The sequence below is a fragment of the Butyricimonas synergistica DSM 23225 genome (genome assembly GCF_000379665.1).
Taxonomy (GTDB): domain Bacteria; phylum Bacteroidota; class Bacteroidia; order Bacteroidales; family Marinifilaceae; genus Butyricimonas; species Butyricimonas synergistica.
On the sequence record NZ_KB903359.1, the window covers coordinates 287,500 to 311,444 of the forward strand.

Below are 23,945 nucleotides of genomic sequence, written 5' to 3' on the forward strand. Positions count from 1 at the left end.
TAAAGCCGAGATATAGCCGATAGGAGTCGGCTTTATTTCTCGGACAATTGGTGGGTCGCCCTACATTGAGTGAGAAATACGGAATTATATCTGCGGGAACACGGGAGGTTCTCGGCGGGTATGAAGGATGAGGTGGAATTTAACCGGAATGTAATCAAGATACCCGGAATAAATGTTATTTTTGTGTAGGCATAATTAGAACACGGTCATATGAATAAGACGGTTTATTTTTTAGGTTCGGGTTTTTCAAAAGAGGCGGGTGGTTTGGTTCAGAATGAGATCATCGAGATGATTCTGGACGAGAATTTCACGCGGGATGACGAACGGTTGATCCGGGCAAGAGATAATTTTATCGGCTTCCTGAAAGAAGAATTGCATATTTACGAGGATCACTATTGCAAAGTGCAGTTGGAGGACGTGTTCACGCCTATTGACCGTTGTATTTGGGACGGGCTTTCTATCGGGCGTTACAGTTCGCGGGCGCTGGTGGAGTTGCGGGAGGAGTTTAACGCGCTGATGGGTGCGGCGGTGAATTACAGTTTCAAGAAAAACGAGGCTTGCGGCGATTATATTGACGAGTTCGCTGAATATATCAACGGGATTGCCCGACGGCGCATGGAGGACGGGGAGGATCGGGTGTCGGTGATTACCACGAACTGGGATGTGTTGTTCGATCATGCTTTGAAACGGGCAATAGAGAGCGGTCACCCGGAGAAGTTGAGCGTGGTGGATTACTGCTGTTACGTGAGTTCGTGGGAGGCAAACGACAATACAATCAAGCCGGGATTGCTTGCTGTGGGATACGGTGGGTATAATATCAAGCTGTTGAAGCTGCACGGTTCGATGAACTGGTTTCAATGTCCCCTGTGCCAGCGTATGTACGTGCGTTTCGGCGAGGAGATCGCTATCATGAAAGCGGCATATTGCCGTCATTGCCGCAAGAATTACGGGATGCCGGATATTAGTTCGATCAAGTTACAGAGTAATTTGTTGTTGCCGACTTACTTGAAGAACTTGAGCAATATACAGATGAAGCTGGTATGGCAGAACGCCGCAATCGAGTTGTCGGAGGCGAAGCGTATCGTGTTTATCGGTTACTCCCTGCCTGCAGCTGATTTTGAAATCCGGCAATTGTTGGCACGCATGATCCGCCCCGATGCGGAGATACAAGTGGTGCTTTATCCCCACAGTGCTAGCGTGGAAGCGGAAGCCGAACGTTACAAGAACTTTTTTGGTAGCCGGGTGACGGAACGGGATATATTCCGGTTGACGGTGCCGGAGTACGTGAAGAGTTTAAAGTTTAAAATTTAGAGTTTTAAAATGGGAAAATATTGGCTAGTGCGGTTGGAATCTAAAATTTAAAATAAAAAGTGGTATTTATACCCTATCACGAGTGTTGGGAATACTTTACTTTTGTACATATGAAGAAATGTACAATTCAAGGAGTGAAGATATGACACGTTATCATTTAGAATCAGCGTGCTGTGGAACATCTTTCGAGGACGGGCAATGGGAATTGGAATGTCCCAACAAGGATGGTGCGGCTTTGATTTTTGCGAATTACGCGGAACGTCAATTTGAAGTGAGAAATGATTTACCTGGTATATACAAGTATGCCAATTGGTTGCCGATTTGCCGGATATTAGAGGGTTCGGGGGCGCCCGTGACTTTTAGGAGCGAGGGGTTGGCAGAATACCTTGGGCTGTCGAATCTATATATCACGTTCAACGGTTACTGGCCGGAACGGGGTGCGTTGATGAAAACAGGCTCGTTCAAGGAATGTGAGGCATACGCCGTGTGTGCCCGCACGAACCGGAACAGTGATAAGATTATGGTGGTCGCCTCTGCTGGGAATACGGCGAGGGCTTTCGGAAGGGTGTGCTCGGAGAACGGTATCCCATTATTGCTGTGCGTGCCGGAAGATAATCTGGATTCGATTTGGGCTGACGAGCCGTGGAATGATTGCGTGAAGTTGGTTTGTGCGGCATCGGGAGGTGATTATTTTGACGCAATACATATTTCCAATATTATTTGTGAGATGGAATACTTCTATCCCGAGGGAGGAGCCAAGAATGTGGCTCGCCGTGACGGGATGGGAACGACCGTGTTGTCTGCCGTGCAGGAGATCGGGCGTATTCCGGATTATTATTTCCAAGCCGTGGGGAGCGGAACGGGAGCGATTGCTGCTTGGGAAGCAAACAAGCGTTTTATCGCAGACGGGCGTTACGGGAAGAACTTGATGAAATTGATGGTTTCACAGAATATTCCTTTCACGTTGATTTATGATTCATGGAAGGCTAATTCACGGGCTTTGATTGATGTGGATGAGAATACGGCACGCGAGCAAGTGAAAGAGATGTGTGCCAAAGTATTGTCCAATCGGAAGCCTCCTTATTCGTTGAAAGGCGGACTTTATGACGCATTGGTGGCAACGGGTGGCGACGTGATGCTGGCTACGAACGAGGAAGCCATGAAAGCGAAAGAGTTATTCGAGAAACTCGAAGGTATAGATATAGAACCGGCTGCTGCCGTGGCTACCGCTACTTTGATGCAAGCCGTGAAGGAGCAACGGGTGGAGGAAGATGCCGTGATTATGCTGAACATCACGGGCGGAGGTATCGGGCGGTACAAACAAGAGTTTAAGCCCGTGCAACAGAAGCCTCATTTGGTATTCCCCGTGAATCCCGACCCGGAGATGGTGAAGAAGCAAGTACGGGAGTTAATTGGAAGGTAAAAAGGTCTGTAAAGTCCATAAAATCATGGGTGTCTTTCGGATTTTTTTATCGGCAGCTAGAGCTGCCGGGAGCAAAGTGCCCCGCAGTGGTTTATTGACCTTATAGACTTTACAACCTTACGGACTTTATAAACTAAAAAGGCTTGTCTTGAACAAGCCTTTTTCTTATCTTTGAGGTTTGAACGTGAAATTATGAATGTATTCAAGGAACACAAGGGTATAGAGTTATTCCGGCGGTATCGACTGGAAATTGTACGCCGGGCAGATTGTCTGTTAGATTTGGATTACCATTACATGGTGTTGCGCCGGGATTACGGGAATCGTTTCATTATCACGGAGTTTTTGCAGAAAGCCCTGTCTATTCTAGTCGTTTCGTTCAATCGTTTTATAAAAGACGCCTGCACGATCTCGGCTTCCGCCCTCACGTTTTATTCTGTGTTGGCGTTTATTCCCTTGATGGCGTTGGCATTCGCTATTGCCACGGGATTTGGGGCGGACAAATCTCTTGAAAACGAGTTTTTGCAGCGTTTGGGTGACAACCAAGAGTTTGCCCATCAGTTGCTGGGATATGTGAACGGGGCTATCAAGAACGCTAAAGGCGGGGTAGTGACGGGAGTCGGTATCGTGATTTTGCTTTGGGCGGTCATTCGGGTGCTGAATAGCACGGAAATGACGATGAACCGCATCTGGGGGGTGCGCAAGGGACGGAACCTGAGGCGGATGTTCACGGATTATTTCTCGATTATTTTTATCGCCCCGATCTTGATGATCTTGATAAGTAGCGTGAACGTTTTCATGACTTCCTCTTATTGGCAGGAGAACTTCCCGTTAATCAGTTCTTTTTTGACGATGTTTATCAAGTTGCTGCCTTACTTGCTGGTGTGGATGCTGTTTATTTTCCTGTATATGTTTATGCCGGCTACCCCGGTGAAGTTCAAGCACGCTTTCGTGGCGGCGATGATCGCGGGCACGGCTTATCAAGTGATACAATGGTTTTACATCCGTTTCCAAATTGGGGTAAGTTCTTACAACACGATTTACGGTAGTTTGGCGGCGTTGCCCTTGTTGCTGGTGTGGTTGCAGTTGAGTTGGAGTGTCGTGTTGTGGGGGACGGAGTTGTGCTATATATTTCGAAACCGCCATTTCATGTATAGGAATGAGTTGCTGGGGGACGAGGCATGGATGGAAACGCTGGAATGTGCCTTGAAGATTATGAAATACGTGGCACGGGTGTACATTAACGGGGAGGGAGGTCCCAGCCTCGGGATGATTAACAAGGAATTGAAGATCAACACCGGGAAGCTTCGTTTGGTGCTTCAGGAGCTGGTGGATTTGCATCTTTTGGTGGAGGCAAAGGAAGATGAGGATTATTTTTATTACCCGGCTTTTGATTTGCACGCCATGTCTGTCGGGGATATTATTATACGTTTTTCACGGGTTCACGAGAGCCGGAACGAGATGTGGAAAAAGCAATTCGCGGAAGCCATTCAAAAAGGTTTTGCCGGGGATACCTTGGTTTGATTCGTTTGGGACGTGTGCTCGTGTACGATGGACGTGTGCAATCGAAAAATATGAGTCTGTAACGTACAGAGCCGTAGGTATAATTGATTTTTTTGATTAAAAAGCCGGGGCGGAATGTAGCATTTTTTTGCATATTCCGTAAAACTTTTATATATTGTCGAACAAATTGAATGCAGTATGAGGAAAAGAATCGATTTAGAGTACATTTTCTCATCGTCGGTAAGTATATTGTTCTCTCGTCTAAGTACCGCGCCGGGTCTAGCGGAGTGGTTTTCCGATGATGTGAAACATGATGGGAATATTTTCACCTTCGGGTGGGATGGTGTTGATGAGCAAGCCGAGCTTGTGGCTATGAAGAAAAATTCGTTTGTACGTTTTAAGTGGTTGGATGCGGACGATGAAGATGAATTTTTAGAGTTTTCTCTGCACGTGGAACCTTTGACGGAAGAAGTGGCTTTAATTATCACTGACTTCGTGGATAGTGACGAGGAGGGTGACGAGATCGAGTTGTGGAATAAACAAATCGAGATGCTTCATCGGACGGTAGGAGGGTGATGCGCGAAGCACGTTGAGTCTGTAAAGTCCATAAGGTCTGTAAAGTCCGTAAAGTCACAATTGTCTTTCGGACACACTTGTCGGCAACTTTGTTGCCGTGGACAAAGCGCCCGCAGGGTCTATTGACCTTACAGACTTTATAGACTTTACGGACTTTATGGACAATTTTCGGTAGAATTTTTTTATCTTTGTAAATTCATTCGTGAAGAGTTAGATAGAAAAATAAGAAAACCAATATAAGGTGCTAAAGATGAAGAAGCTACACCTGTACATGCTGAAAAGCTTTGTCGGTCCTTTCGTGGCGACGTTTTTTATTAGTATGTTCGTCCTGATTATGCAATTCCTGTGGCGATATATAGATGATCTCGTGGGAAAGGGATTGGATGCGGACGTGATTATTCAGTTATTGTCATACGTGTCGTTGACTTTGGTACCGATGGGGTTGCCTTTGGCGGTGCTTTTGGCTTCAATCATGACTTTCGGGAGTTTGGGGGAAAATTACGAGTTGACAGCGTTGAAGGCGGCAGGTATTTCCCTTTACCGTATTATGCAGCCGCTCATCGTTTTAATTATCGTGTTCACGATCGGTGCTTTTTTCTTTTCTAATAACGTGCTTCCTTATGCGAACTTGAAAGCGAGTACTTTACTTTATGATATTAAAAAGCAAAAACCGGAATTGTCGTTGAAAGAGGGGATGTTTATTAATGACATAGAGGGGTATAGTATCAAAGTGGACAAGATAGACAAGAAGGATGGGATGATGTATAATATGTTGATATATAGCCATCCGAAAAACGGGCGTAGGGGTAATTTTGAAACGACTATCGCGGATTCCGGCATCATGAAAGCCAACGCATCCGGCAATTTTATGGAAGTGCAGTTGTATAACGGGTATACTTACACGGATGAGGGGGGAAAGTCGGGAAACAAGGAAACGTATCCTTTCCGGAGGGTGAAGTTTGATAAGCAGTTCTTTGTGATCCCGCTGGCGGGGAACGAACTGCAACGTTCCGATGATGATTTGTTCAAGGATAGTTACGGGATGCTGAATATTGTGCAGTTGGAGACGGCTGTCGATTCTTTACAGAAACGATTGAATATTCAGAAACAAGGTACTCTTGACAGGATGCGGAATGATAATTATATGGTGAAGAAGAATCGGAGTCCACAGAGGGATAGCGTGTTCCGGGAGGAAACGGGTGAACAGGTGAAGGATTTGGATAGTTTGTACCAGCATTTTGATATAGAGGAACAGAAAAAAGCCGTGGATGAAGCCGTGAAACTGGCAAAAGGGGCACAAGAGAATTTGCGGTATAACGTGCAAGTGTATAACCGGGACGAAGCTGGTATCCGCAGGTATAATATAGAGTGGCACCGGAAGTTCACGCTTTCATTTGCTTGTTTTATCTTTTTCTTTATCGGAGCGCCTCTTGGGGGGATTATCCGGAAAGGAGGATTGGGAGCACCCGTGGTGGTGTCGATATTCTTGTTTATCATGTATTACATTATATGGATGATGGGAGAACGGGCTGCCCGCGAGGGAGCATTGGAGCCGTGGCAGGGAATGTGGATTTCATCTGTGGTGCTTTTGCCGTTGGGGGCGATATTGACTTACACGGCAATGACGGATTCTGCCGTGATGAGCAGCGAGTCTTACATGAATTTTATCAAGAAAATTATCGGGTTCTTTAAAAAGAAAAAAAAGGATGCGTAAGTTGAGAATCGTGTATATGGGAACGCCGGATTTTGCGGTGTATCCTTTGCAAAAGTTATTGGAAGCCGGGCAAAATATCGTGGCGGTAGTGACGAACCCGGATAAACCCGCGGGACGGGGACAGAAGTTGCAGGAATCGGCGGTGAAGAAGTTTGCCGTGGAACGGGGATTGCCAGTGTTGCAACCGGAGCGTTTTCGTGACGAACAGTTTCTGGCGGAGTTGAAGGCGTTGGAGGCGGACTTGCAGTTGGTGGTGGCGTTCAAGATGTTGCCGGAGGTGGTGTGGAATATGCCACCGTTAGGTACGGTCAATTTGCACGCTTCTTTATTGCCCGATTACCGGGGTGCAGCGCCAATTAATTGGGCGGTGATGAATGGGGAGCAATACAGCGGGGTGACGACTTTTCTTTTGAAACACGAGATAGACACGGGAAATCTGATATTCCAACAACGGGTGGATATTAGCGACACGATGACAGCCGGAGAGTTGCACGATCAATTGATGTGTGCCGGGGCTGATTTGTTGGTGAAGACGGTGGAGGCGATGGCAGCGGGGGATTATCCCTTGCAGGAGCAGGTCGGTTTGCTGGCAGGACGTGAACCGAAGCACGCCCCGAAGATTTTCAAGGAGGACATGAAGGTCGACTGGCTCCGGGATTTGGATACGGTGTACAATCATATTCGGGGCTTGGCGCCTTTCCCGACGGCTTGGACGGAATTGAAACATAAGGGAACGGGAGAGTGTGTTTCCATGAAGCTGTTCGCTGTCGAGCGAATGCCGGGAGAAAGTGACGGGAAGGTGAGGCTGGTTTCCGACGGGAAGAAGGTATTGGATGTTCACGTGAAAGGCGGTGTGATCCGGATTAAAGAATTGCAATTGTCCGGAAAGAAACGGATGAGGGTAGAAGAGTTCCTGCGAGGATTCCATATCGAAGAATATTCCTTATAATATTTCGCATATGCATATCGGGCGAGATAAGATACGAAAACCGATGCTGAGAAGATGGATCGGGGGGAGTATGTTACTTGCCTTGCTTGTCGGTTGGTGGTTTTTCTTACCCGACCCCTTGTTTCGTGTACCTTATTCCACGGTAATTCTTGACCGGGATGATGAGATCATGGGAATGACGGTTGCCGAGGACGGGCAGTTTCGGGTGTCCGGTCGGGGACATTTGTCAGCGAAGTACGTGGCGGCTTTGCTTTGTTTCGAGGATAAGCGCTTTTGGGCGCACGAGGGTGTCGATCCTTGGGCTATAGCCAGAGCCTTGTTTCTGAACGTGCGAAGTGGTTCGGTGGTAAGCGGGGGAAGCACGCTGACTATGCAGGTGGTGCGGTTGTCACGGGAGAATCCGCCCCGGACGATCCCGGAGAAAATACTGGAAATGTTCCTGGCGTTGCGGTTGGAACAGAGTTTCAACAAGTGGGAGATTCTGAATATGTACGTGGATCACGCTCCTTTCGGGGGAAATATCGTGGGTATACAGGCGGCGGCACTCAAGTATTTTAACCGTCAGCCAGACGAGTTGAGTTGGGCGGAAGCGGCTCTCCTTGCGGTATTGCCGAACGCTCCGGCTTTGATGTACCCGGGAAAGAATATGCCGGAATTGAAGGCGAAAAGGGACAAGCTGTTGCGGGAACTTAGTGAAACAGGGTATTTTGGAGAAGATGATCTGGCGGTTGCCACGGCAGAACCATTGCCCGAACGGATATACAGCCCGGAATGTATCGCACCGCATCTATTGGCGAAAGCCTACAAGCAGCGGAGGGGACAAATTAATCCGACCTTTATTGATGCCCGGTTACAAGAGAGGGTGAACGAGATTGTGGCGAGGCATATCGACGTGCTGAAACATAATCATATCTATAATGCCGCAGTGCTGGTGGCGCATATCCCGACTGGGGAGGTGAGGGCTTACGTGGGGAATAGCCCTAAAGTACGGGAGAATGGAGGAAATCAAGTAGATATTATAACTTCCAACCGTAGTTCCGGTAGTATTTTGAAGCCGGCTTTGTACGCATTGATGCAGCAATCGGGGTATATCTTGCCGGGGAGTATCGTGTCGGATGTGCCTTCTCGTTTTGGCGGGTACACGCCTTCTAATTTTAACAAGGAGTTTCAAGGAGTGGTGCCTGCCGCTAAAGCTCTGTCCATGTCTTTGAATATCCCGTTTGTTCGTTTGCTGCGGGAATACGGGGTGGAGCATTTTTACGACGATTTGAAGAAGATGGGGATTACCACGCTGAACCGGAGGGCGGAAAATTACGGGTTGAGTCTTATCCTGGGAGGGGCGGAATGCAAGCTGTGGGACGTGTGTAATATGTACGGGGGAATGGCTTCAATATTGAGGCATTACTCGGAATGCGACGGGGCTAGTTTCGACCATGAGTTCCGGCGTTTGCGAGTGTGGGGCGATGAGCGGGCGGATAGTATGGAGATACGACAGAATGTGGTGACAGCTTCGGCGGTATGGTTAACTTTTAAAGCCTTGCGGGATGTGGAACGACCGGATCTGGAGTCCGGGTGGAAGAATTTTGCATCATCCATGAATTTGTCGTGGAAGACGGGAACGAGTTTCGGGTTCCGGGATGCTTGGGCTGTCGGGGTGAACCCAGAATATGTGGTAGGAGTGTGGGTTGGCAATGCGGACGGTGAAGGACGACCCGGTTTGATCGGGGTGAGGGCTGCCGCTCCTATCTTGTTTGAAGTGGCTTCTTTATTGCGAACGAACGAACATTTTTTTATGCCCCGTGAGGAATTGGTTGAAACGGCGGTATGCCGCAAGAGCGGTTATCGGGCTTCCGATATATGCCCGGAGAGGGATACCGTGTGGATTGCCCGTGCCGGGGAGAAGACGGCTGTCTGTCCTTATCATCGGTTGGTGAATCTGGATTTGGCGGGAAAGTTCCGTGTCGATTCGGAATGCGAGTCTGTCAACCGGATGAAAATAGAGCCTTGGTTCGTGTTGTCGCCCGTGCAGGAGTGGTATTATGCCCGTACACACGCGGATTACAAGAAATTGCCGCCCTATCGTGCGGATTGCCAGCGGGGACAGGATGACGTGATGGAGATGATCTACCCGCAACGGGGACTAAGGGTGTTTATTCCCAAAGATTTGGGAGGTGTCGTGAGGGGCGTGGTCTTCGAGATGGCTCATCGGGAGCCTTCGACGCTGGTGTACTGGCATATTGACGATCAATTTTGGGGAACGACCCGTTATCACCATCAACTGGAAGTCAATGTATCTCCGGGACGACACGTGTTGCACCTCGTGGATGCCAAAGGAAATACGCTGCGACAGGGGTTTGTGGTGGTGGATGGAAGCGAGGATTGGAAATAGATTATTTCTTTAATGTTTCTGCTGTATCGAATATCTTTTGTAGTCCTTCAGGAATTTGTTTGTAATAAATGTAATTCATATAATTTAGATCGTGGTTATGTCCTTTAAATATGAATACATGGAGATTTTCTTTATGAAGGCGTTCAAATTCATTTTTGATTTCATATACTTTTTCGACAGGAGTATTGGCATCCGAGTCTCCGTGAAAGATGTAAATAGGGATGTTTAGACGCGGTAATCTGGTTTTATTGGTTTCTAGTGCAAAGTGTTCTTTCAGCCAAGCGGAGGTTACTCTGAAATAATTATTCCATATGTATTCGTCATCATTATTTGTTATGGCGCTAAGGAGTTTTTCATAAGTTGTATGGTTCAATAAACCAAAGTCTTTCTGTGAGATAACTCCGTCTTTATCGAGATCAAGATCATCGAATCTTGCGTTCCGTAAAATTTGTTGTCTCCCGTATGTCGCAATTTTACTTGTATCCGTGTATTCTTCCCGGGTAAAAATATTATCGTTATTCTTGTCGAAGAAGCTTTTGAGATTTACGATAGAACTAGCTCCTGAAAATTGCCATTTTATAATATCGCTTAAATTATCATGCGCATAACCTTGCAGGAATAATCCGTTAATGTTTACTTTTTGACGGTCGGCAACAATACTGGCAATCATTGTACCTTCACTGATTCCATACAGGATGATGGGGGCTTTTTTTAATTGTTTGTTTTTCTTGAGTTTCTTGATAACGGTTTCGATATCAATAGCCTCGGTGACGGGCAGGTATTTTTTGTATTTCTCCCTGTCAATTTTATCGAAATAAGGAGCATCTTCTCCAAGATCGACCCCTCTCCGGTTATAGGTAAACAATGCAATACCTCTTTTATTGAATTGTTCTGCGAATAAGTCCACGTAATTGAAATCATAGTTCCCGAATTTCCTATGATTCATATAGGTGTTCGGACCTGTGCCGGGAATCAATATAATAAGTTCTTTTATTTCATCCTGCGTGGGTAGGAATAGTTTACCGGTTAGTGTATCTCCGTCCGATAATTTGATCTTTATTATTTGTGCCGAGCAAATGAAGGATGAAATACAAAATATGGGAATTAGTAAGAACGATTTTTTCATGGTGATATAATTGTAAAAAAATATCTAGGAGGCAGATTTATATCCACCCCCTCTAACTTCTCCAGAAGGGAGTTTAGAGTTTAAAGTGAATGACTCGGTGATTTCGTGATTTAATGCTTCCCGAAGCATTAAATCACGAAACTTTTATTGTCTGTTTACATCCCTGGAGCTCGCTTGTGCTGTCGGCATGATTTGGATGTCGTTCAAGCAGATGTGAGCGGGGCGGGTAACGGCAAAGACGATGGTGTCGGCGATGTCTTCTCCGGTAAGCGGGGTAATGCCCTTGTAAACATTGTCGGCGGCTTGTTGGTCACCTTTATAACGAACCACGGAGAATTCGGTTTCTACCATACCGGGGGCAATGTTGGTTACTTTGATGTTATGTTTCAACATATCGATCCGCATTGCCTTGGAAAGTGCATCAACGGCGTGTTTGGTGGCGCAGTACACGTTACCGCCGGGATAGACTTCCTTGCCTGCCACGGAAGCGATGTTCACGATGTGTCCTCTGTTGTTCTTTATCATCAAGGGGGCTACTTCGTGCGTGATGTAAAGTAAGCCTTTCACGTTTGTATCGATCATGCGTTCCCAATCATCCAGTACCCCATCCTGTATCGGGGAGGTTCCCACGGCAAGACCGGCATTATTCACGAGAACATCAATATTTTTCCATGCGTCCGGAATGTTGGAAATAGCGTTGTGTACTTCTTGTTGGTTACGAACATCGAATTGGAGAGCCAGTACATTTATGCCTTTTGTTTTCAATTCTTTTTCAAAAGCCGTTAAACGGTCACCCCGGCGTCCGGTGATGATGATGTCATATCCGATTTCAGCCAATTTGTGGGCTGTTGCTTTTCCGATACCGGAAGTAGCTCCTGTGATTAATGCTATCTTGCTCATATGTATATTTATTTAAAAATCTGTTGTGCGAAGGTAGGGGTTAATTGAATCATTTGAAAATTTGGAAATATAAAAATGAGTCCGGTCTTGGAATTTTTCTTACTTTTGGGTTTTAGTTTTTTAATTTCAAGTTGAAATTTAAAAGTTATAGTTTGGCAGGTTACAGGTTGCAAGTTTGTTTCTTGCTAATTTGAACTTGTAACGTGTAACATTGTAACTTGTAACATGGCGAAGCCATTTGAAATTATGTATCAAGAGATAGAATTGAGAATAACGCCGGAGGAGGCACATGATAAGGATATTGTCAATGATTTGTTGGCAAGGAGATTGCACGTGGAGAAAGAGCGCATTGTGCACACGGAGATTTTGCGTAAATCGATAGATGCCCGCCAGCGCAGGGTGGTGATTCAGTTGAAGGTGGGGGTCTACACCGACCGGGTTGAACAGAGGGAGAGGGAATTTGTGCCACAGTATAAGGATGTATCGCAAGCGGAACCCGTGGTTATCGTGGGAGCCGGTCCGGCAGGGTTGTTCGCTGCATTGCGGTTGATTGAACGGGGAAAGAAACCGGTCGTGTTGGAGAGGGGAAAGCGTGTGGAGGATCGGAAGCTGGATCTAAACCGTTTGTACAAAACCGGGATCGCCGATACGGATTCCAATTACGGTTTTGGTGAGGGGGGAGCCGGTACATTCTCGGACGGGAAGTTGTTCACGCGTTCCAAGAAACGGGGTAACGTGAATCGTATTTTGGAAATTTTGGTACATCACGGGGCTTCGGAGAATATATTGATAGATGCGCATCCACACATCGGTACGGACAAGTTGTCGCGGGTGATTGTAAATATTCGTAAGACCATAGAGCAGTATGGCGGGGAAGTCCGGTTTAACAGCCGGGTAACGGATATTATCATAGAGGAGAATAGGGTGAGAGGGGTGATTGTCGGGGATCAAGAGATCCGGGCGAATAACGTGGTTCTAGCCACGGGACATTCAGCCCGTGATGTGTACCGTATGCTGCACGCCCGTTCCGTGTTGATGCAACCGAAAGAGTTTGCCGTGGGGTTGCGTTTGGAACATCCGCAGGAGTTGATCGACCGCATACAGTATCATAACCCGCGAGGAAGGGGGGATTTCCTGCCTGCCGCAGAATACAGTTTCGTGACTAATATTGACGGTCGGGGGGTGTATTCTTTCTGTATGTGTCCGGGAGGGGTGGTCGTTCCGGCGTGCACGGGACCGGAACAACAGGTTGTGAATGGGATGTCGGCTTCGGGGCGGAACACGGCATGGGCTAATTCCGCTATGGTTACTTCCATCGGTGAGGCGGAGTTGGTCAGGATGAATTATAACGGTTTATTTGCCGGAATGGAGTTTCAAGAGGATTTGGAGCGCATGGCATGGGAAGAAGGAGGAAAGAATTTGTATGCTCCGGCACAGCGTTTAACTCATTTCTTACGGGGGCATTTGAGCGAGAATTTGCCCCGGACATCTTATAAACCGGGAGCGCGGGCTACTTTATTCGGTGAATGGTTACCGGAAGTGGTGTCTCGGCGCCTCTGCACGGGATTGGAACAATTCGGGAAGAAGGCGAGAGGTTTCATCACGGAAGAGGCGGTTTTGCTAGGTGTGGAGAGCAGGACTTCTTCACCATTGAGGATTCCCCGGGAGGCGGAAAGTATGGTTCATCCGGAAGTCGCTGGGTTGTACCCGTGTGGCGAAGGAGCCGGGTACGCGGGGGGGATTGTGTCCGCCGCAATGGACGGAGAAGGGTGTGCAGAGGTGATTTGTTAATGAAAAGGGACTATGTTGCGACTTCGTAGCTAGGGGCGGATAAATTTGCTTTGTTTTTTTCGTAAAAAATTTGCTTTAATCAAGAAAATACCTACATTTGTCGACATATAGAAAATTTTATTAGTTCTAATCCTAAAACTATCGATTATGAATAAGGCTCAATTAATTGATGCAATTGCTGAAAAGGCTGGTTTGACTAAAGCAGATTCTAAAAAGGCACTAGAGGCTTTTGTTGCTACTGTTGGTGAATCTTTAAAGGGTGGAGACAAAGTAGCGTTAGTAGGTTTCGGTTCTTTCTCTGTATCTGAGAGAAGCGCTAGAAGCGGAAGAAATCCACAAACTGGAAAGACAATCCAGATTGCGGCAAAGAAAGTGGTGAAATTTAGAGCTGGTGCTGAATTGGAAGGCCAACTATAATTACCATTTGAAGATAAAAGGAGGGTGTTTTTTACGACACCCTTTTTTTATTTGTAAAATTTATGATCTTCATAAGGAGGATAAAGTTCGTATTGTTCATTAAATTTCATATTTTTACCTTATAAAATTTATGAATCTTGAAATTCTATAAGCTGTTTATATGCATTCAATTAGAGAGCAAGTCGAGTATTTGAGCGAGTTCGTGACGGACTACAAGAACGATTTATTCGAGAGATTGGTAAACGAGCGGACAAGTTATGTTACCATGGTGTTGGAAGATTTGTATCAAGAACACAATTGTAGCGCAGTACTGCGTTCTTGCGATTGTTTCGGGATTCAGAACGTGCATATTATTGAAGGAGAGAATCATTTTCATGATAATTCGGAGATTTCCATGGGGGCATCCGAATGGTTGACGATACATCGGCACAAACATAAGGAAAATAACACGATAGAAACAATTGAAGCGTTGCGAACCCAAGGGTATCGGATCATCGCAACCACCCCTCACGAGCGGGATACCTATATTGACCGGTTGGATCTTCACGCGGGGAAAATGGCTTTCTTCATGGGGACGGAATTGACCGGGCTGTCGGATGAGGTGCTGGCGAGGGCGGATGAATTCGTGAAAGTACCCATGTACGGGTTCACGGAAAGCTACAACGTGAGCGTGTGTGCGGCTTTGCTGATGTATAGTGTCGTGCAGAGATTGCGGCAGACGGATATTGATTGGCATCTGTCGCGGGAGGAACGGGACAACGTGTTGTTTGCGTGGTATAAGAAGTCAATCAAGGCGTCGAAACAGATATTGGAACGGTTTAATCAGAATCAGTAGGTTATGTATTATTTGAAATGTAAGCATTGTAATCATCTCAACGAGGTAAAATCGGAATACATGATGGTTTGCGGTTTATGTAACCGGAAACTGGAAGATAATTTTAAGGATTGGAAAACACGCCATCCGGAGAAAACATTCGAGGATTTTCAGAAAGAGGTATGTTTGACAGAGGAACAGGTGAAGAAAGGTGACCTGTCGAAACCGGAAGGGAAGAAAAATAAAAAAGGAGTCATTGCCGCGGGCATCGGGGCTTTGTTGATGGTTTTGTTTATTGTCCTTCTGATCAGTGAATTCTCGAAAGCGTATAAGGCTCAGGTGGGGGACACGGATATGCCGGTGCTGGAACAACAATGGTACATGGGGACGTATGCCGGTGGTGTTTCTTTGGCAACCCCCAAGGCAATGAAATCTGTTGGGAATGCGATACGAGGCAGGTTGCCGGAGGAGGTGAAGGCTTTGATGAAGGAAATGGATGGTTTTGCTTATAACGGTTACGGGGCAGAGATCATGTTGATGTTTGCGGAGTACGTCCCGGAGGTGGGGCAGGCTGACTTGGACGGGGCTGCAGAAGGAGTGTTGAATAACGTGAAGGGGCAGCGGGGTGTATTCGATTTGAAAAATGACAAGGCATACGTGCAGATGGGCGATATGACAGGGATCGTCATGCAGGGGACATACGTGAAGGGGGGGACGGAATACGAGTTTCGGATCACGATGTATGTCGACGGCTTGAAACTTTATCAGCTCGTTTCAAGTAATAAGAAAGGTGACGATATTGCCCGGGGTGTTGTCCGGCGGATAAACGATTCGTTTAAAGTAGCCGGGCATGAAGAATTAAAAACAGAATAGAGATGAACGAGAAAGTGTATTTTTTGGAGCAATTCGACGATATAAAGATATTGCGTTATGATGTTCCCGCGTTTGACGGTCTGACGTTGCGGGAGAAAATGTTTGTTTATTACTTGAGCCGGGCGGCTTTGGCTGGTAGGGATATCCTTTGGGATCAAAATAACAAATATAATCTGCGTTTGCGGAAGGTGATGGAGAAAATCTTGCGGGATTATAAAGGCGACCGGGAAACCGAAGAATTTGAGGCTTTTTTGGTTTATGCCAAGAAGGTATTTTTTGCGAACGGGATACATCATCATTATTCGATGGAGAAATTTACTCCCGGTTTTACTCCCGAGTATTTTAAATCGCTTCTCCGGGCTGTCGGGGAAGAAACGGCTTATGGGGAGTTGGAACGGGTGCTTTTCGATCCGGAGTATATGGCAAAGCGGGTGGTGTTGGACGAGGGGAAAGATCTCGTGCAGGTTTCTGCGAATAATTATTACGAGGGAGTGACGCAAAAGGAAGTCGAGGCTTTCTACGGAGAGAAAAAGAAACAGGATGAATTGATTTCGTGGGGACTGAATTCCACGCTCGTGCGTGACGAACAGGGGAATTTGCGGGAGGATGTATGGCATATCGGGGGAAAGTATAGCGAGGAACTTGCCCGTATTGTCAAGAATCTGGAGAAGGCAGGCGAATATGCTTGCAATGAGCATCAGAAAACGATTATCGATTTGTTGATCCAATATTATCGGACGGGAGACCTTTCTCTTTTCGATCGCTATTCGATAGAATGGGTAAAGGAGAGTGCCGCTCCGATTGATTTTATAAACGGTTTTATTGAAGTGTATGGTGATCCGCTGGCGTATAAGGCAAGTTGGGAGTCCGTGGTACAGATCATGGATGAAGAGGCTTGCAAGCGCACGCACAAATTGGCGGACAATGCCTTATGGTTCGAGCAAAATGCCCCGATAGACGAACGCTTTAAAAAGAAAGAGGTTGTCGGGATCACTGCCCGCGTGGTACAGGCGGCAATGTTGGGCGGGGATTGTCATCCGGCTACGCCTATTGGTATCAATCTCCCGAATGCCGAGTGGATACGGGAACGTTACGGGAGTAAATCCGTCACGCTGGATAATATCACGTATGCCTACAATCAAACTTCTTTGACTTCCGGCGTGCTGGACGAGTTCGCGTTCTCGGAAGAAGAGAAGGAACTCGTGCGGGAATACGGTTATCTGGGCGGCAATGTACACACGGATTTGCACGAGTGCCTCGGTCACGGTTCCGGCAAGATGCTTCCCGGCGTGGGACAGGAGGCTCTGAAGAATTATTATTCCACGATAGAAGAAACAAGGGCAGACTTGTTCGCTCTTTATTATATCATGGACCCGAAACTCGTGGAACTGGGTGTTATTCCTTCTTTGGAGGTGGCAAAAAGTGAATACTGCAATTATATACGCAATGGGTTGATGGTGCAACTTACCCGGGTGAAATTAGGGAGTAATCTGGAAGAGTCGCATATGCGCAACCGTCAACTGATAGCCTCCTGGGTGTACGAACGGGGAAAGGCGGCGAACGTGATCGAGCGTGTAGTGCGGGAGGGAAAGACTTATTTCACGATACGGGATTACGCGGCATTGCGGCAGCTGTTCGGGAAACTGTTGGCTGAAATCCAGCGGGTGAAGTCGGAAGGGGATTTCGCGGGTGCCCGTGATTTGATTGAGGGTTATGGTGTCCGGATCGATCCCGTCTTGCACGAGGAAGTTTTGGAGCGTTACCGTAAATTGAATGTTGCCCCGTATGCCGGATTCGTGAATCCTGAATATAAATTGGTCGAGAAAGAGGGGAAGATTGCGGATGTGGTGGTCGAGTACCCGACGGATTTCTTGGCGCAGATGTTGAAATACGGGGAGATGTACTTGTAAAATGATATTTATGTTGCCAATAATACTTGCTAATATTACACTGCCATTGACTGATCCGGTATTGAAATTTCTGTTGATACTGGTTATTATTCTGGCAGCCCCGTTGTTGCTGAACAAGTTGAGAATTCCCCATTTGTTGGGATTGATTATCGCGGGTGCGGTGATCGGTCCTAACGGGTTCAATTTGGTGCTGCGGGATAGTAGCATCATCCTTTCCGGGACAGCCGGGTTATTGTATATCATGTTCTTGGCGGGTTTGGAAATTGATTTGGGGGATTTTAAAAAGAATAAATGGAAGAGTCTAACTTTCGGGATGTACACGTTTCTGATACCCATGGCATTGGGAACGGCTGTCGGACTATACGTGTTGGATTTCTCCATGTTGACATCCGTTTTATTGGCAAGTATGTTTGCTTCCCACACGCTGATCGCTTACCCGATCATCAGCAAACTGGGAATCACGAAGGATAAATCTGTCGGGATTACCGTAGGGGGAACCATGATTACGGATACGTTGTCACTGTTGGTATTGACGGTTATCGTGGAGATGGCTGTCGGGAAAATGGACGATTGGTTCTGGTATCGTTTGGCGGCAGCGGTTGTTATATTCTTTGCTTTCGTGATGATCGTGTTTCCTTTGGTTGGGCGTTGGTTTTTCAAGCGGTGTGACGACAATATCTCGCAATATATCTTTGTGCTGGTCATGGTGTTCCTGGGGGCATATTTGGCTGAGTTAGCCGGGCTGGAATCTATCATCGGGGCTTTCCTTGCCGGGATGGCGCTCAATCGCTTGATTCCGTCGACCTCTCCCTTGATGAATCGGGTGGAGTTCGTGGGGAACGCTATTTTTATACCCTTTTTCTTGTTGGGGGTAGGAATGTTGATAGACTACCGGGCTTTCTTCACGAATATAGAAACGATCAAGGTGGGTGCGGTGATGATCGTGGTTGCCACCGCGGCGAAGTATGCCGCGGCGTGGTTGACGCAGAAAACTTTTCGCCTGACGATCGATCAGCGGCGAGTCATTTTCGGGTTGAGTAACGCCCAGGCAGCGGCGACATTGGCGGCGGTGATGGTGGGATACAACGTGATTTTGGGAGAAACTCCCGATGGCGAGCCTATCCGCCTGTTGAACGAGAGCGTGTTGAACGGTACCATACTGATGATATTGGTTACTTGCACGATGGCTTCTTTCTCCGCGCAAAAGGGGGCACATAATATTGCCATGGCGGACTCGTCCGGCGATAAGGAAGATATCGACGAGCACAAGGAGCGTATATTGATCCCCGTGTCTTATGAAAGGAACGTGACGGAACTGGTGAACCTGAGTACGGCGATCAAGTCGAAGAGAAATAAAGACGGTCTGTTTGCCTTGAACGTGATCGACAATAAGGTGTCGGACGAAAAGGCTTCCAAACAGGCGAGGAAGGTGCTGAATATGGCGGTAACGACGGCTTCCGCGACAGATAACAAGCTGAACGATTTGTTGCGTTACGATCTGAACGTGGTGAATGCGATCATCAGCGTCATAAAGGAACAAAACATCACGGATCTTGTGTTGGGATTGCACCAGGGAAAGCGGGCTACTTCTTCGTTTCTGGGGAATATGACCGAGGGTATTCTGGGACAGAGCAACGTGACGACGTTGGTGTATCGCCCGATGCAACCCATTGCTACCGTGAAGCGTCATTTGGTGGTCGTTCCCGAGCAAGCGGAGAAAGAAGTCGGTTTCTCCATGTGGGTGAATAAAATCTGGAATGTTATTCAGAACACGGGCGGCAAGGTCGTGTTCTACGGGACGGAAACCACTTTAGGATACTTGAAGGATATTTATAAAAAGCGTCCGATAGAAGCAGAGTTCACAACCTTTGAGGATTGGGACGATTTCCTGATTATCTTCCGGGAAATAAAGGACGATGATATGTTGTGGGTGGTGATGAGCCGGAGAGAACGGATCTCGTACCACGCTAGTATGAATCGCATCCCGAATTATCTGAACAAGTATTTTCTGGTGAATGGCTTCGTGTTGATATTCCCGATGCAGGCGGGAGAAACGGATAATCGATATTTGGTTTGATCTGAAACAGTCTTGAAAGGAGAGTGTTTATACTGAAGAACCGGAGAGGAACCGGGGAAGAATCGAGGTAATCGTCTTTCACTGTCGTGTCGGGGGCGTTTGCGCTCCTATGTTTCTATATAAAAGATTATAGAATGTCTACGGCATAAACGGAGATACAACGGAGGATAGGTATGATTTGGGTGAATCTTCTTTGGGTTTACAGTGGGTTCTCTGTATGTTCAGTGTACTAAAAATTTGGACTGTCGGCTAATGTTTTTTGGGGGCGCAGAATGAAATCAGGAGATGTAATATAAAGAAGGGGGTATCCGACTTTTCGGATACCCCCTTCATCAATGTTTATGTTTAGGCGAATTAATTGTATTGCATCATGGCTGACGTGTGTTTGTAAATGATATCGACGACTTCGCCATATCCTTCAAATTCCTTGTAGATGGTTGGATTGCCTTCCGTCATGATGGAACTTCTGGAAGCATCAACAAAATGGACTTTGCCGCCTGCCGTACCGATAGCGATTCCAGTATAACCGAACATCGTGTAGCCTTCATTGAAACTCAATGCCGTGATGGAGGTTCCTGCATTAAAGAATACAGTTGTCTTATTCGTGTTCACTTGATAACAATATAGGATATCGTTATTCACGCCACCCGAGAAGAATAGGTAGTCGCCGGAACGGTGGCATAAGAATTTTGTTTTAGCGGTGATTTGGTCCCCTTTAGGGAATTCTTTTAATATGTCACTCGTGGGATTTATGTCTAATTTTCCTATGGATGAGGGAGGCATATTGCATGATTGTATCCAATGTTTACCGCTCGCATCCTTTAGAATGAAATAGAAGTAGGCATCCCCCCAGCTTGTCATCAGGTCGTCCTTGTAGGGACAGGCGTATACTAGATCATATTCTCCCAGGTTGTCTAACGGCACGTAATTGTCCGGCCATTCTCCCGTGCTTGAAGATACGATAGCCATTCCCGCCCGATTCCTTCCAGCCATGGAAACCAAAACAAAGCGTTTGTGTTCCGGGGTAGCGTCATATGCCAATATCGTGTTTGTCATTGCGGAACCAGCCGGCTGAGCAAACAAGGTGATCTTTCCGCCGCTAACGCCATTAGACACGTCAATACTCATGGGGACGTTACTGTACGCGTTGGATTGGAATGCATCTGAAACTGTAATCATCCGGTTGTACAGGTTACCGTCGCTATTTAATATCAGGTTTATTCTCTCGTTGTAGCACACGTCTATCGGCTCGAATACCGCGGGGATTTCTTCGTTTACAAATTCATGTCTTGTCAGGATGACTTTCTTTAGTGTTACCCCGTCCAGTTCTAACGGACCTTGCCCGCCGCGTTGGATAACCAAAACTTGGTCGTTGGCTGTGTAACCGGAAGAAAAGTGTTGTATTAATTTCACGGGTTCGCTCCCCATATCTTCTCCTTCGTGGAATTGTTTGTATAATTCCTTCTCGTTCCAGTATTCAAATCCGTCCGGTTCTTCCCCGCTTCCGGGTACTTTTATGAACCCAAGGCGGGAAGTGTTGTCGTCCTTGTAAAGAACCATGAAGCCGGTTTTGTAACGGGTTTCCACGCGAAGGATAAATGAATGAGCATGCGTGTAGGAGATGTTTGTTCTTTCGTCCGTCAAGTACAGGGTCACGTAGAAGTCTTTGATTTCCGGGAACACGTATTTCAACACTTTATCGTGCGAGATGGTGTCTTTGTCCACGACCCACGTGTAGGTGAAATACGGTTCGTCTTCCGGGTTTTGCCATGTGATTTTCGGTTCCAAGACAAATTCTGTTCCCTCGATACAAGAGGCTCCCGAACCTGAGGAACTCGGTAGTTCTATTGTGACCAAATCTTGCGGCAAATAATTGTAATTTCCGTCATCGTCCACGCACGCGCCTAATCCCCAAATGAACCAGGCTATAAATAATATCATTAATTTTTTCATACTATTTTTTCTTTTTATTCAACAATTAATAACCTAGCACGGGAACATCCAAAGACATATCGTCCAACCCCAGTTCTTCATCCGGGTAAGGGGTGCCGGCATAACGCAGGCGTAATAATTCCCGTTTAAACTTTAGCGCGAGAGCCCGGCGTTCGTCATATGTTTTGCCAGCCCAATCGCCGACTCCCGTGACATCGATTAATTTTTGAAATTTCGGTATGGAATATCTTCCCAAGAAGACATCTTCCACGTCCTTATCCCACCATGCCGGACGGGATATTTCCGTGCTGAACCAGATGATCTGCCGGGAATATATGCTCTGTCCGCTAAGTATCTCTGTTCCGTTCTCAATGTCGACAACTAACCGTACTTTTTCGTTCAATCCTTCCCGTTTTAGCGTGATGTAAAGCGTGTCCAGGGTTTGTCCGGCTTTAAACAATGCTTTCTCCGGCAGGGCAAATTGAGAGGGTGCTGCCGTCGTGTATTGTGTGTTTGCTTTTAAGGCAACTTCTTTTGCCTCGGTCAAAGGCATCCCGATGAGTTTCACGGGTAATCCTATTTTTATTTCTTGTGCCGAACCGTAAAAGAAGAACGAAATCTCCGTGGAGTCCGTGTATTCGTTCACGAATTGCACGTGATACGGTGAGTCATACAAAGGTATATTTTCTCTGCTGCAAGCACTTCCTAATCCTACTAATAAGCTGAATAATAATATCTTTTTCATATTTATCCTCCTTGGTGTTTTAGAATACGTCTTCTTTTTCCGGGATGGGAAGTGTAAACTTGTTTCCCACGTTTACGGTTTCCCCGCCATTCTCGATGGCTATGTTCAATCGCTTGTAGAGGAAGAATAGTTGTCCTTCCGTCAAGTACTCTTTTTTCATTTCCAGAATCAATTCCCTTTGGTAGCGATTCATGTCGACCACCCGGTTGTCTGCCTGGTAAGCATCCCGTACTTTTTGCAGGTATGATTGGGCGTTGGTCATGTCGGTAGCGTTGTAACGGCATTCGCTGATAATGTAGTACATTTCGGATAACCGTAATACCGGTATCAAATTGAAGTTTGGCGTAACATCGGGAACTTCTGTCGTGAAAGCTTGCCATTTCAAAAGATTGTATAGTCCCGTTTCGTAATTATACTCTCCCAGGTTCTTTCTCAAATCGTCCCCATCCTCGGTGAAGAAGTCCGTCCAGGCTTTCAAGGCAAAACGTGTATTATTCTCGGTCTTGAATTCCTCGTATAGATCCGGTAATTTATCGTCATACAGGGCAAACATGATTTCCGATTTATACTTGGTATTCAATCCCTTGCCGGATGTCAGTTCACTTGCTGTGGCAAAACGTAAGGCGTCTTCGCCACCCTCCGATGCCACAAAATGTTCCAACACGAAACGTGCTTCTCTCTCGGCATTGGTTTCATCTCCGGCGTACATGTATACCCGGGCGAGCATCCCGTGAATTGCCATATAATTCAACCGGATTCCACGGGAATTAAAGAATCGTCCCAGTTTTGTACTTTGCGGGGAATATCGCCAGGTGGTGGAATACAGACCGTTTTCTGCCGCGTAGGTCGAATCAAAATGAGCAACCATATTCTTTGCTTTTAACAGGTCGTCTATCACGAGTTGCAGGAAATCAGACGTTTTCTGCTTGGGTTCGTACTTTGACGGGTAACTCGTGAAATAGGGCAAATATGTTCCGTCGGCATTCACCTTGGGGGATGGGGCGAACAGGCGCAACAAGTCGAAATGAATAAACGCCCGTAAGGCATGGGCTTCCCCCTCGATCAGGTCTTTTTCTATCTCGCCCAACGGGAAGAATGAGCCATCCTTTTTCTGTATTTCGTCGATCAATTTGTTACAATTTGCTATGGCATTGTACATCTGAATCCACACTTGGTCTATCATGTTCTTGGTGTCCGCCAGGTCGTAGTTGTACGTGGCTACTTCCGGATAGGCTTTGTTCAGTCTGCTCGCGTCGTAATCTTGTGCCAGTACGCTCACGAGTCCCCAGGAGAGTTCCCGCCCGTAAAGTTTCTGTTCCGATAGTTCCCGGTATATTCCGTTCAAGGCATTGCGGAAGCCGGAATAATCATCAAATAACTTCTCGTCCGTTACCTGGTTTTCGGGGGAAACGTCTAACCAGTTACCGCAACCGCTCAAGGTAAACAAGGACAGGATGGCTAAAATGATATGGTATCTTATTTTATTCATAATATCATG

Annotated in this window: 18 protein-coding genes; 13 read left to right on the forward strand and 5 right to left on the reverse strand. The window is 46.7% G+C overall.

Translation table 11 applies throughout. The features are described from left to right. The first annotated feature begins 210 nt into the window (after positions 1–210). The 7 genes from A3CY_RS0101270 to pbpC all read left to right on the forward strand — a co-directional run bounded on the left by A3CY_RS0101270 (position 211) and on the right by pbpC (position 9,862). Positions 211–1,311 carry an SIR2 family protein gene (locus tag A3CY_RS0101270; protein WP_018336068.1) on the forward strand — a complete coding sequence of 367 codons (1,101 nt, stop codon included), beginning with the start codon at positions 211–213 and terminating at the stop codon, positions 1,309–1,311. A 142-nt stretch (positions 1,312–1,453) separates the two neighbouring features. Continuing rightward, the gene (locus A3CY_RS0101275) at positions 1,454–2,734 is read left to right on the forward strand and encodes a cysteate synthase (protein ID WP_018336069.1); all 1,281 of its coding nucleotides are present in this window, start codon (positions 1,454–1,456) and stop codon (positions 2,732–2,734) included. Between the two features lie 192 nt (positions 2,735–2,926). Continuing rightward, positions 2,927–4,255, forward strand: a complete 1,329-nt coding sequence (locus A3CY_RS0101280; RefSeq protein WP_018336070.1) for a YihY/virulence factor BrkB family protein — start codon at positions 2,927–2,929, stop codon at positions 4,253–4,255. 177 nt (positions 4,256–4,432) lie between these two features. Then, positions 4,433–4,810 (forward strand): START-like domain-containing protein, encoded by a 378-nt coding sequence (locus A3CY_RS0101285; protein ID WP_018336071.1) that lies wholly within the window; start codon positions 4,433–4,435, stop codon positions 4,808–4,810. Between the two features lie 250 nt (positions 4,811–5,060). Then, positions 5,061–6,524: an LptF/LptG family permease gene (locus A3CY_RS0101290; RefSeq protein ID WP_018336072.1), complete on the forward strand. Its 1,464-nt coding sequence runs from the start codon at positions 5,061–5,063 to the stop codon at positions 6,522–6,524. Next, complete coding sequence (gene fmt / locus A3CY_RS0101295; RefSeq protein ID WP_018336073.1) at positions 6,517–7,473, forward strand: methionyl-tRNA formyltransferase; 957 nt, start codon at positions 6,517–6,519, stop codon at positions 7,471–7,473. The genes A3CY_RS0101290 and fmt overlap by 8 nt, the downstream gene beginning before the upstream one ends. Before the next feature lie 43 nt (positions 7,474–7,516). Further along, complete coding sequence (pbpC, locus tag A3CY_RS0101300) at positions 7,517–9,862, forward strand: penicillin-binding protein 1C (protein ID WP_018336074.1); 2,346 nt, start codon at positions 7,517–7,519, stop codon at positions 9,860–9,862. A gap of 1 nt (position 9,863) precedes the next feature. Here the strand turns inward: pbpC and A3CY_RS0101305 are convergent, their stop codons facing one another. Together A3CY_RS0101305 and A3CY_RS0101310 are read right to left on the reverse strand one after the other, a co-directional pair. Continuing rightward, entirely contained in the window at positions 9,864–10,769 is a 906-nt protein-coding gene (locus tag A3CY_RS0101305; protein WP_155828153.1) for an alpha/beta fold hydrolase, read from the reverse strand. Positions 10,770–11,132: 363 nt separating this feature from the next. Further along, positions 11,133–11,888, reverse strand: coding sequence for an SDR family NAD(P)-dependent oxidoreductase (locus tag A3CY_RS0101310; RefSeq protein ID WP_018336076.1), 756 nt, complete (start codon positions 11,886–11,888; stop codon positions 11,133–11,135). Positions 11,889–12,134: 246 nt separating this feature from the next. On the opposite strand from A3CY_RS0101310, the gene A3CY_RS0101315 reads away from it, so the two are divergent. From A3CY_RS0101315 to A3CY_RS0101340, 6 genes are all read left to right on the forward strand, one after another. Beyond that, entirely contained in the window at positions 12,135–13,679 is a 1,545-nt protein-coding gene (locus A3CY_RS0101315; protein WP_018336078.1) for an NAD(P)/FAD-dependent oxidoreductase, read from the forward strand. Positions 13,680–13,826: 147 nt separating this feature from the next. Continuing rightward, complete coding sequence (locus A3CY_RS0101320; RefSeq protein WP_018336079.1) at positions 13,827–14,096, forward strand: HU family DNA-binding protein; 270 nt, start codon at positions 13,827–13,829, stop codon at positions 14,094–14,096. A 160-nt stretch (positions 14,097–14,256) separates the two neighbouring features. After that, positions 14,257–14,931 (forward strand): TrmH family RNA methyltransferase, encoded by a 675-nt coding sequence (locus tag A3CY_RS0101325; RefSeq protein WP_018336080.1) that lies wholly within the window; start codon positions 14,257–14,259, stop codon positions 14,929–14,931. A gap of 3 nt (positions 14,932–14,934) precedes the next feature. Next, positions 14,935–15,783, forward strand: coding sequence for a hypothetical protein (locus A3CY_RS0101330; protein ID WP_205619907.1), 849 nt, complete (start codon positions 14,935–14,937; stop codon positions 15,781–15,783). Positions 15,784–15,785: 2 nt separating this feature from the next. After that, positions 15,786–17,693, forward strand: coding sequence for a dipeptidyl-peptidase 3 family protein (locus tag A3CY_RS0101335; protein ID WP_018336082.1), 1,908 nt, complete (start codon positions 15,786–15,788; stop codon positions 17,691–17,693). Position 17,694: 1 nt separating this feature from the next. Further along, positions 17,695–19,770 (forward strand): cation:proton antiporter domain-containing protein, encoded by a 2,076-nt coding sequence (locus tag A3CY_RS0101340; protein ID WP_018336083.1) that lies wholly within the window; start codon positions 17,695–17,697, stop codon positions 19,768–19,770. 354 nt (positions 19,771–20,124) lie between these two features. On the opposite strand, the gene A3CY_RS0101345 is transcribed toward A3CY_RS0101340, so the two are convergent. From A3CY_RS0101345 to A3CY_RS0101355, 3 genes are read right to left on the reverse strand one after another with little or no spacing between them, the layout of a single operon-like run. Beyond that, positions 20,125–21,723 carry a PKD-like family lipoprotein gene (locus A3CY_RS0101345; protein ID WP_018336084.1) on the reverse strand — a complete coding sequence of 533 codons (1,599 nt, stop codon included), beginning with the start codon at positions 21,721–21,723 and terminating at the stop codon, positions 20,125–20,127. A 25-nt stretch (positions 21,724–21,748) separates the two neighbouring features. Further along, positions 21,749–22,447, reverse strand: a complete 699-nt coding sequence (locus tag A3CY_RS0101350) for a DUF4843 domain-containing protein (protein WP_018336085.1) — start codon at positions 22,445–22,447, stop codon at positions 21,749–21,751. A gap of 19 nt (positions 22,448–22,466) precedes the next feature. Continuing rightward, entirely contained in the window at positions 22,467–23,936 is a 1,470-nt protein-coding gene (locus A3CY_RS0101355) for a RagB/SusD family nutrient uptake outer membrane protein (RefSeq protein ID WP_026207185.1), read from the reverse strand. Positions 23,937–23,945 lie beyond the last annotated feature (9 nt).

Coding starts and splice junctions, on each gene's coding strand:
- A3CY_RS0101315 (WP_018336078.1), top strand. CDS start 12,135: ATGTATCAAGAGATAGAATTGAGAATAACGCCGGAGGAGGCACATGAT.
- pbpC (WP_018336074.1), top strand. CDS start 7,517: ATGCTGAGAAGATGGATCGGGGGGAGTATGTTACTTGCCTTGCTTGTC.
- A3CY_RS0101335 (WP_018336082.1), top strand. CDS start 15,786: ATGAACGAGAAAGTGTATTTTTTGGAGCAATTCGACGATATAAAGATA.
- A3CY_RS0101285 (WP_018336071.1), top strand. CDS start 4,433: ATGAGGAAAAGAATCGATTTAGAGTACATTTTCTCATCGTCGGTAAGT.
- A3CY_RS0101350 (WP_018336085.1), bottom strand. CDS start 22,447: ATGAAAAAGATATTATTATTCAGCTTATTAGTAGGATTAGGAAGTGCT.
- A3CY_RS0101275 (WP_018336069.1), top strand. CDS start 1,454: ATGACACGTTATCATTTAGAATCAGCGTGCTGTGGAACATCTTTCGAG.
- A3CY_RS0101355 (WP_026207185.1), bottom strand. CDS start 23,936: ATGAATAAAATAAGATACCATATCATTTTAGCCATCCTGTCCTTGTTT.
- A3CY_RS0101320 (WP_018336079.1), top strand. CDS start 13,827: ATGAATAAGGCTCAATTAATTGATGCAATTGCTGAAAAGGCTGGTTTG.
- fmt (WP_018336073.1), top strand. CDS start 6,517: ATGCGTAAGTTGAGAATCGTGTATATGGGAACGCCGGATTTTGCGGTG.
- A3CY_RS0101340 (WP_018336083.1), top strand. CDS start 17,695: ATGATATTTATGTTGCCAATAATACTTGCTAATATTACACTGCCATTG.
- A3CY_RS0101290 (WP_018336072.1), top strand. CDS start 5,061: ATGAAGAAGCTACACCTGTACATGCTGAAAAGCTTTGTCGGTCCTTTC.
- A3CY_RS0101325 (WP_018336080.1), top strand. CDS start 14,257: ATGCATTCAATTAGAGAGCAAGTCGAGTATTTGAGCGAGTTCGTGACG.
- A3CY_RS0101330 (WP_205619907.1), top strand. CDS start 14,935: ATGTATTATTTGAAATGTAAGCATTGTAATCATCTCAACGAGGTAAAA.
- A3CY_RS0101345 (WP_018336084.1), bottom strand. CDS start 21,723: ATGAAAAAATTAATGATATTATTTATAGCCTGGTTCATTTGGGGATTA.
- A3CY_RS0101280 (WP_018336070.1), top strand. CDS start 2,927: ATGAATGTATTCAAGGAACACAAGGGTATAGAGTTATTCCGGCGGTAT.
- A3CY_RS0101270 (WP_018336068.1), top strand. CDS start 211: ATGAATAAGACGGTTTATTTTTTAGGTTCGGGTTTTTCAAAAGAGGCG.
- A3CY_RS0101310 (WP_018336076.1), bottom strand. CDS start 11,888: ATGAGCAAGATAGCATTAATCACAGGAGCTACTTCCGGTATCGGAAAA.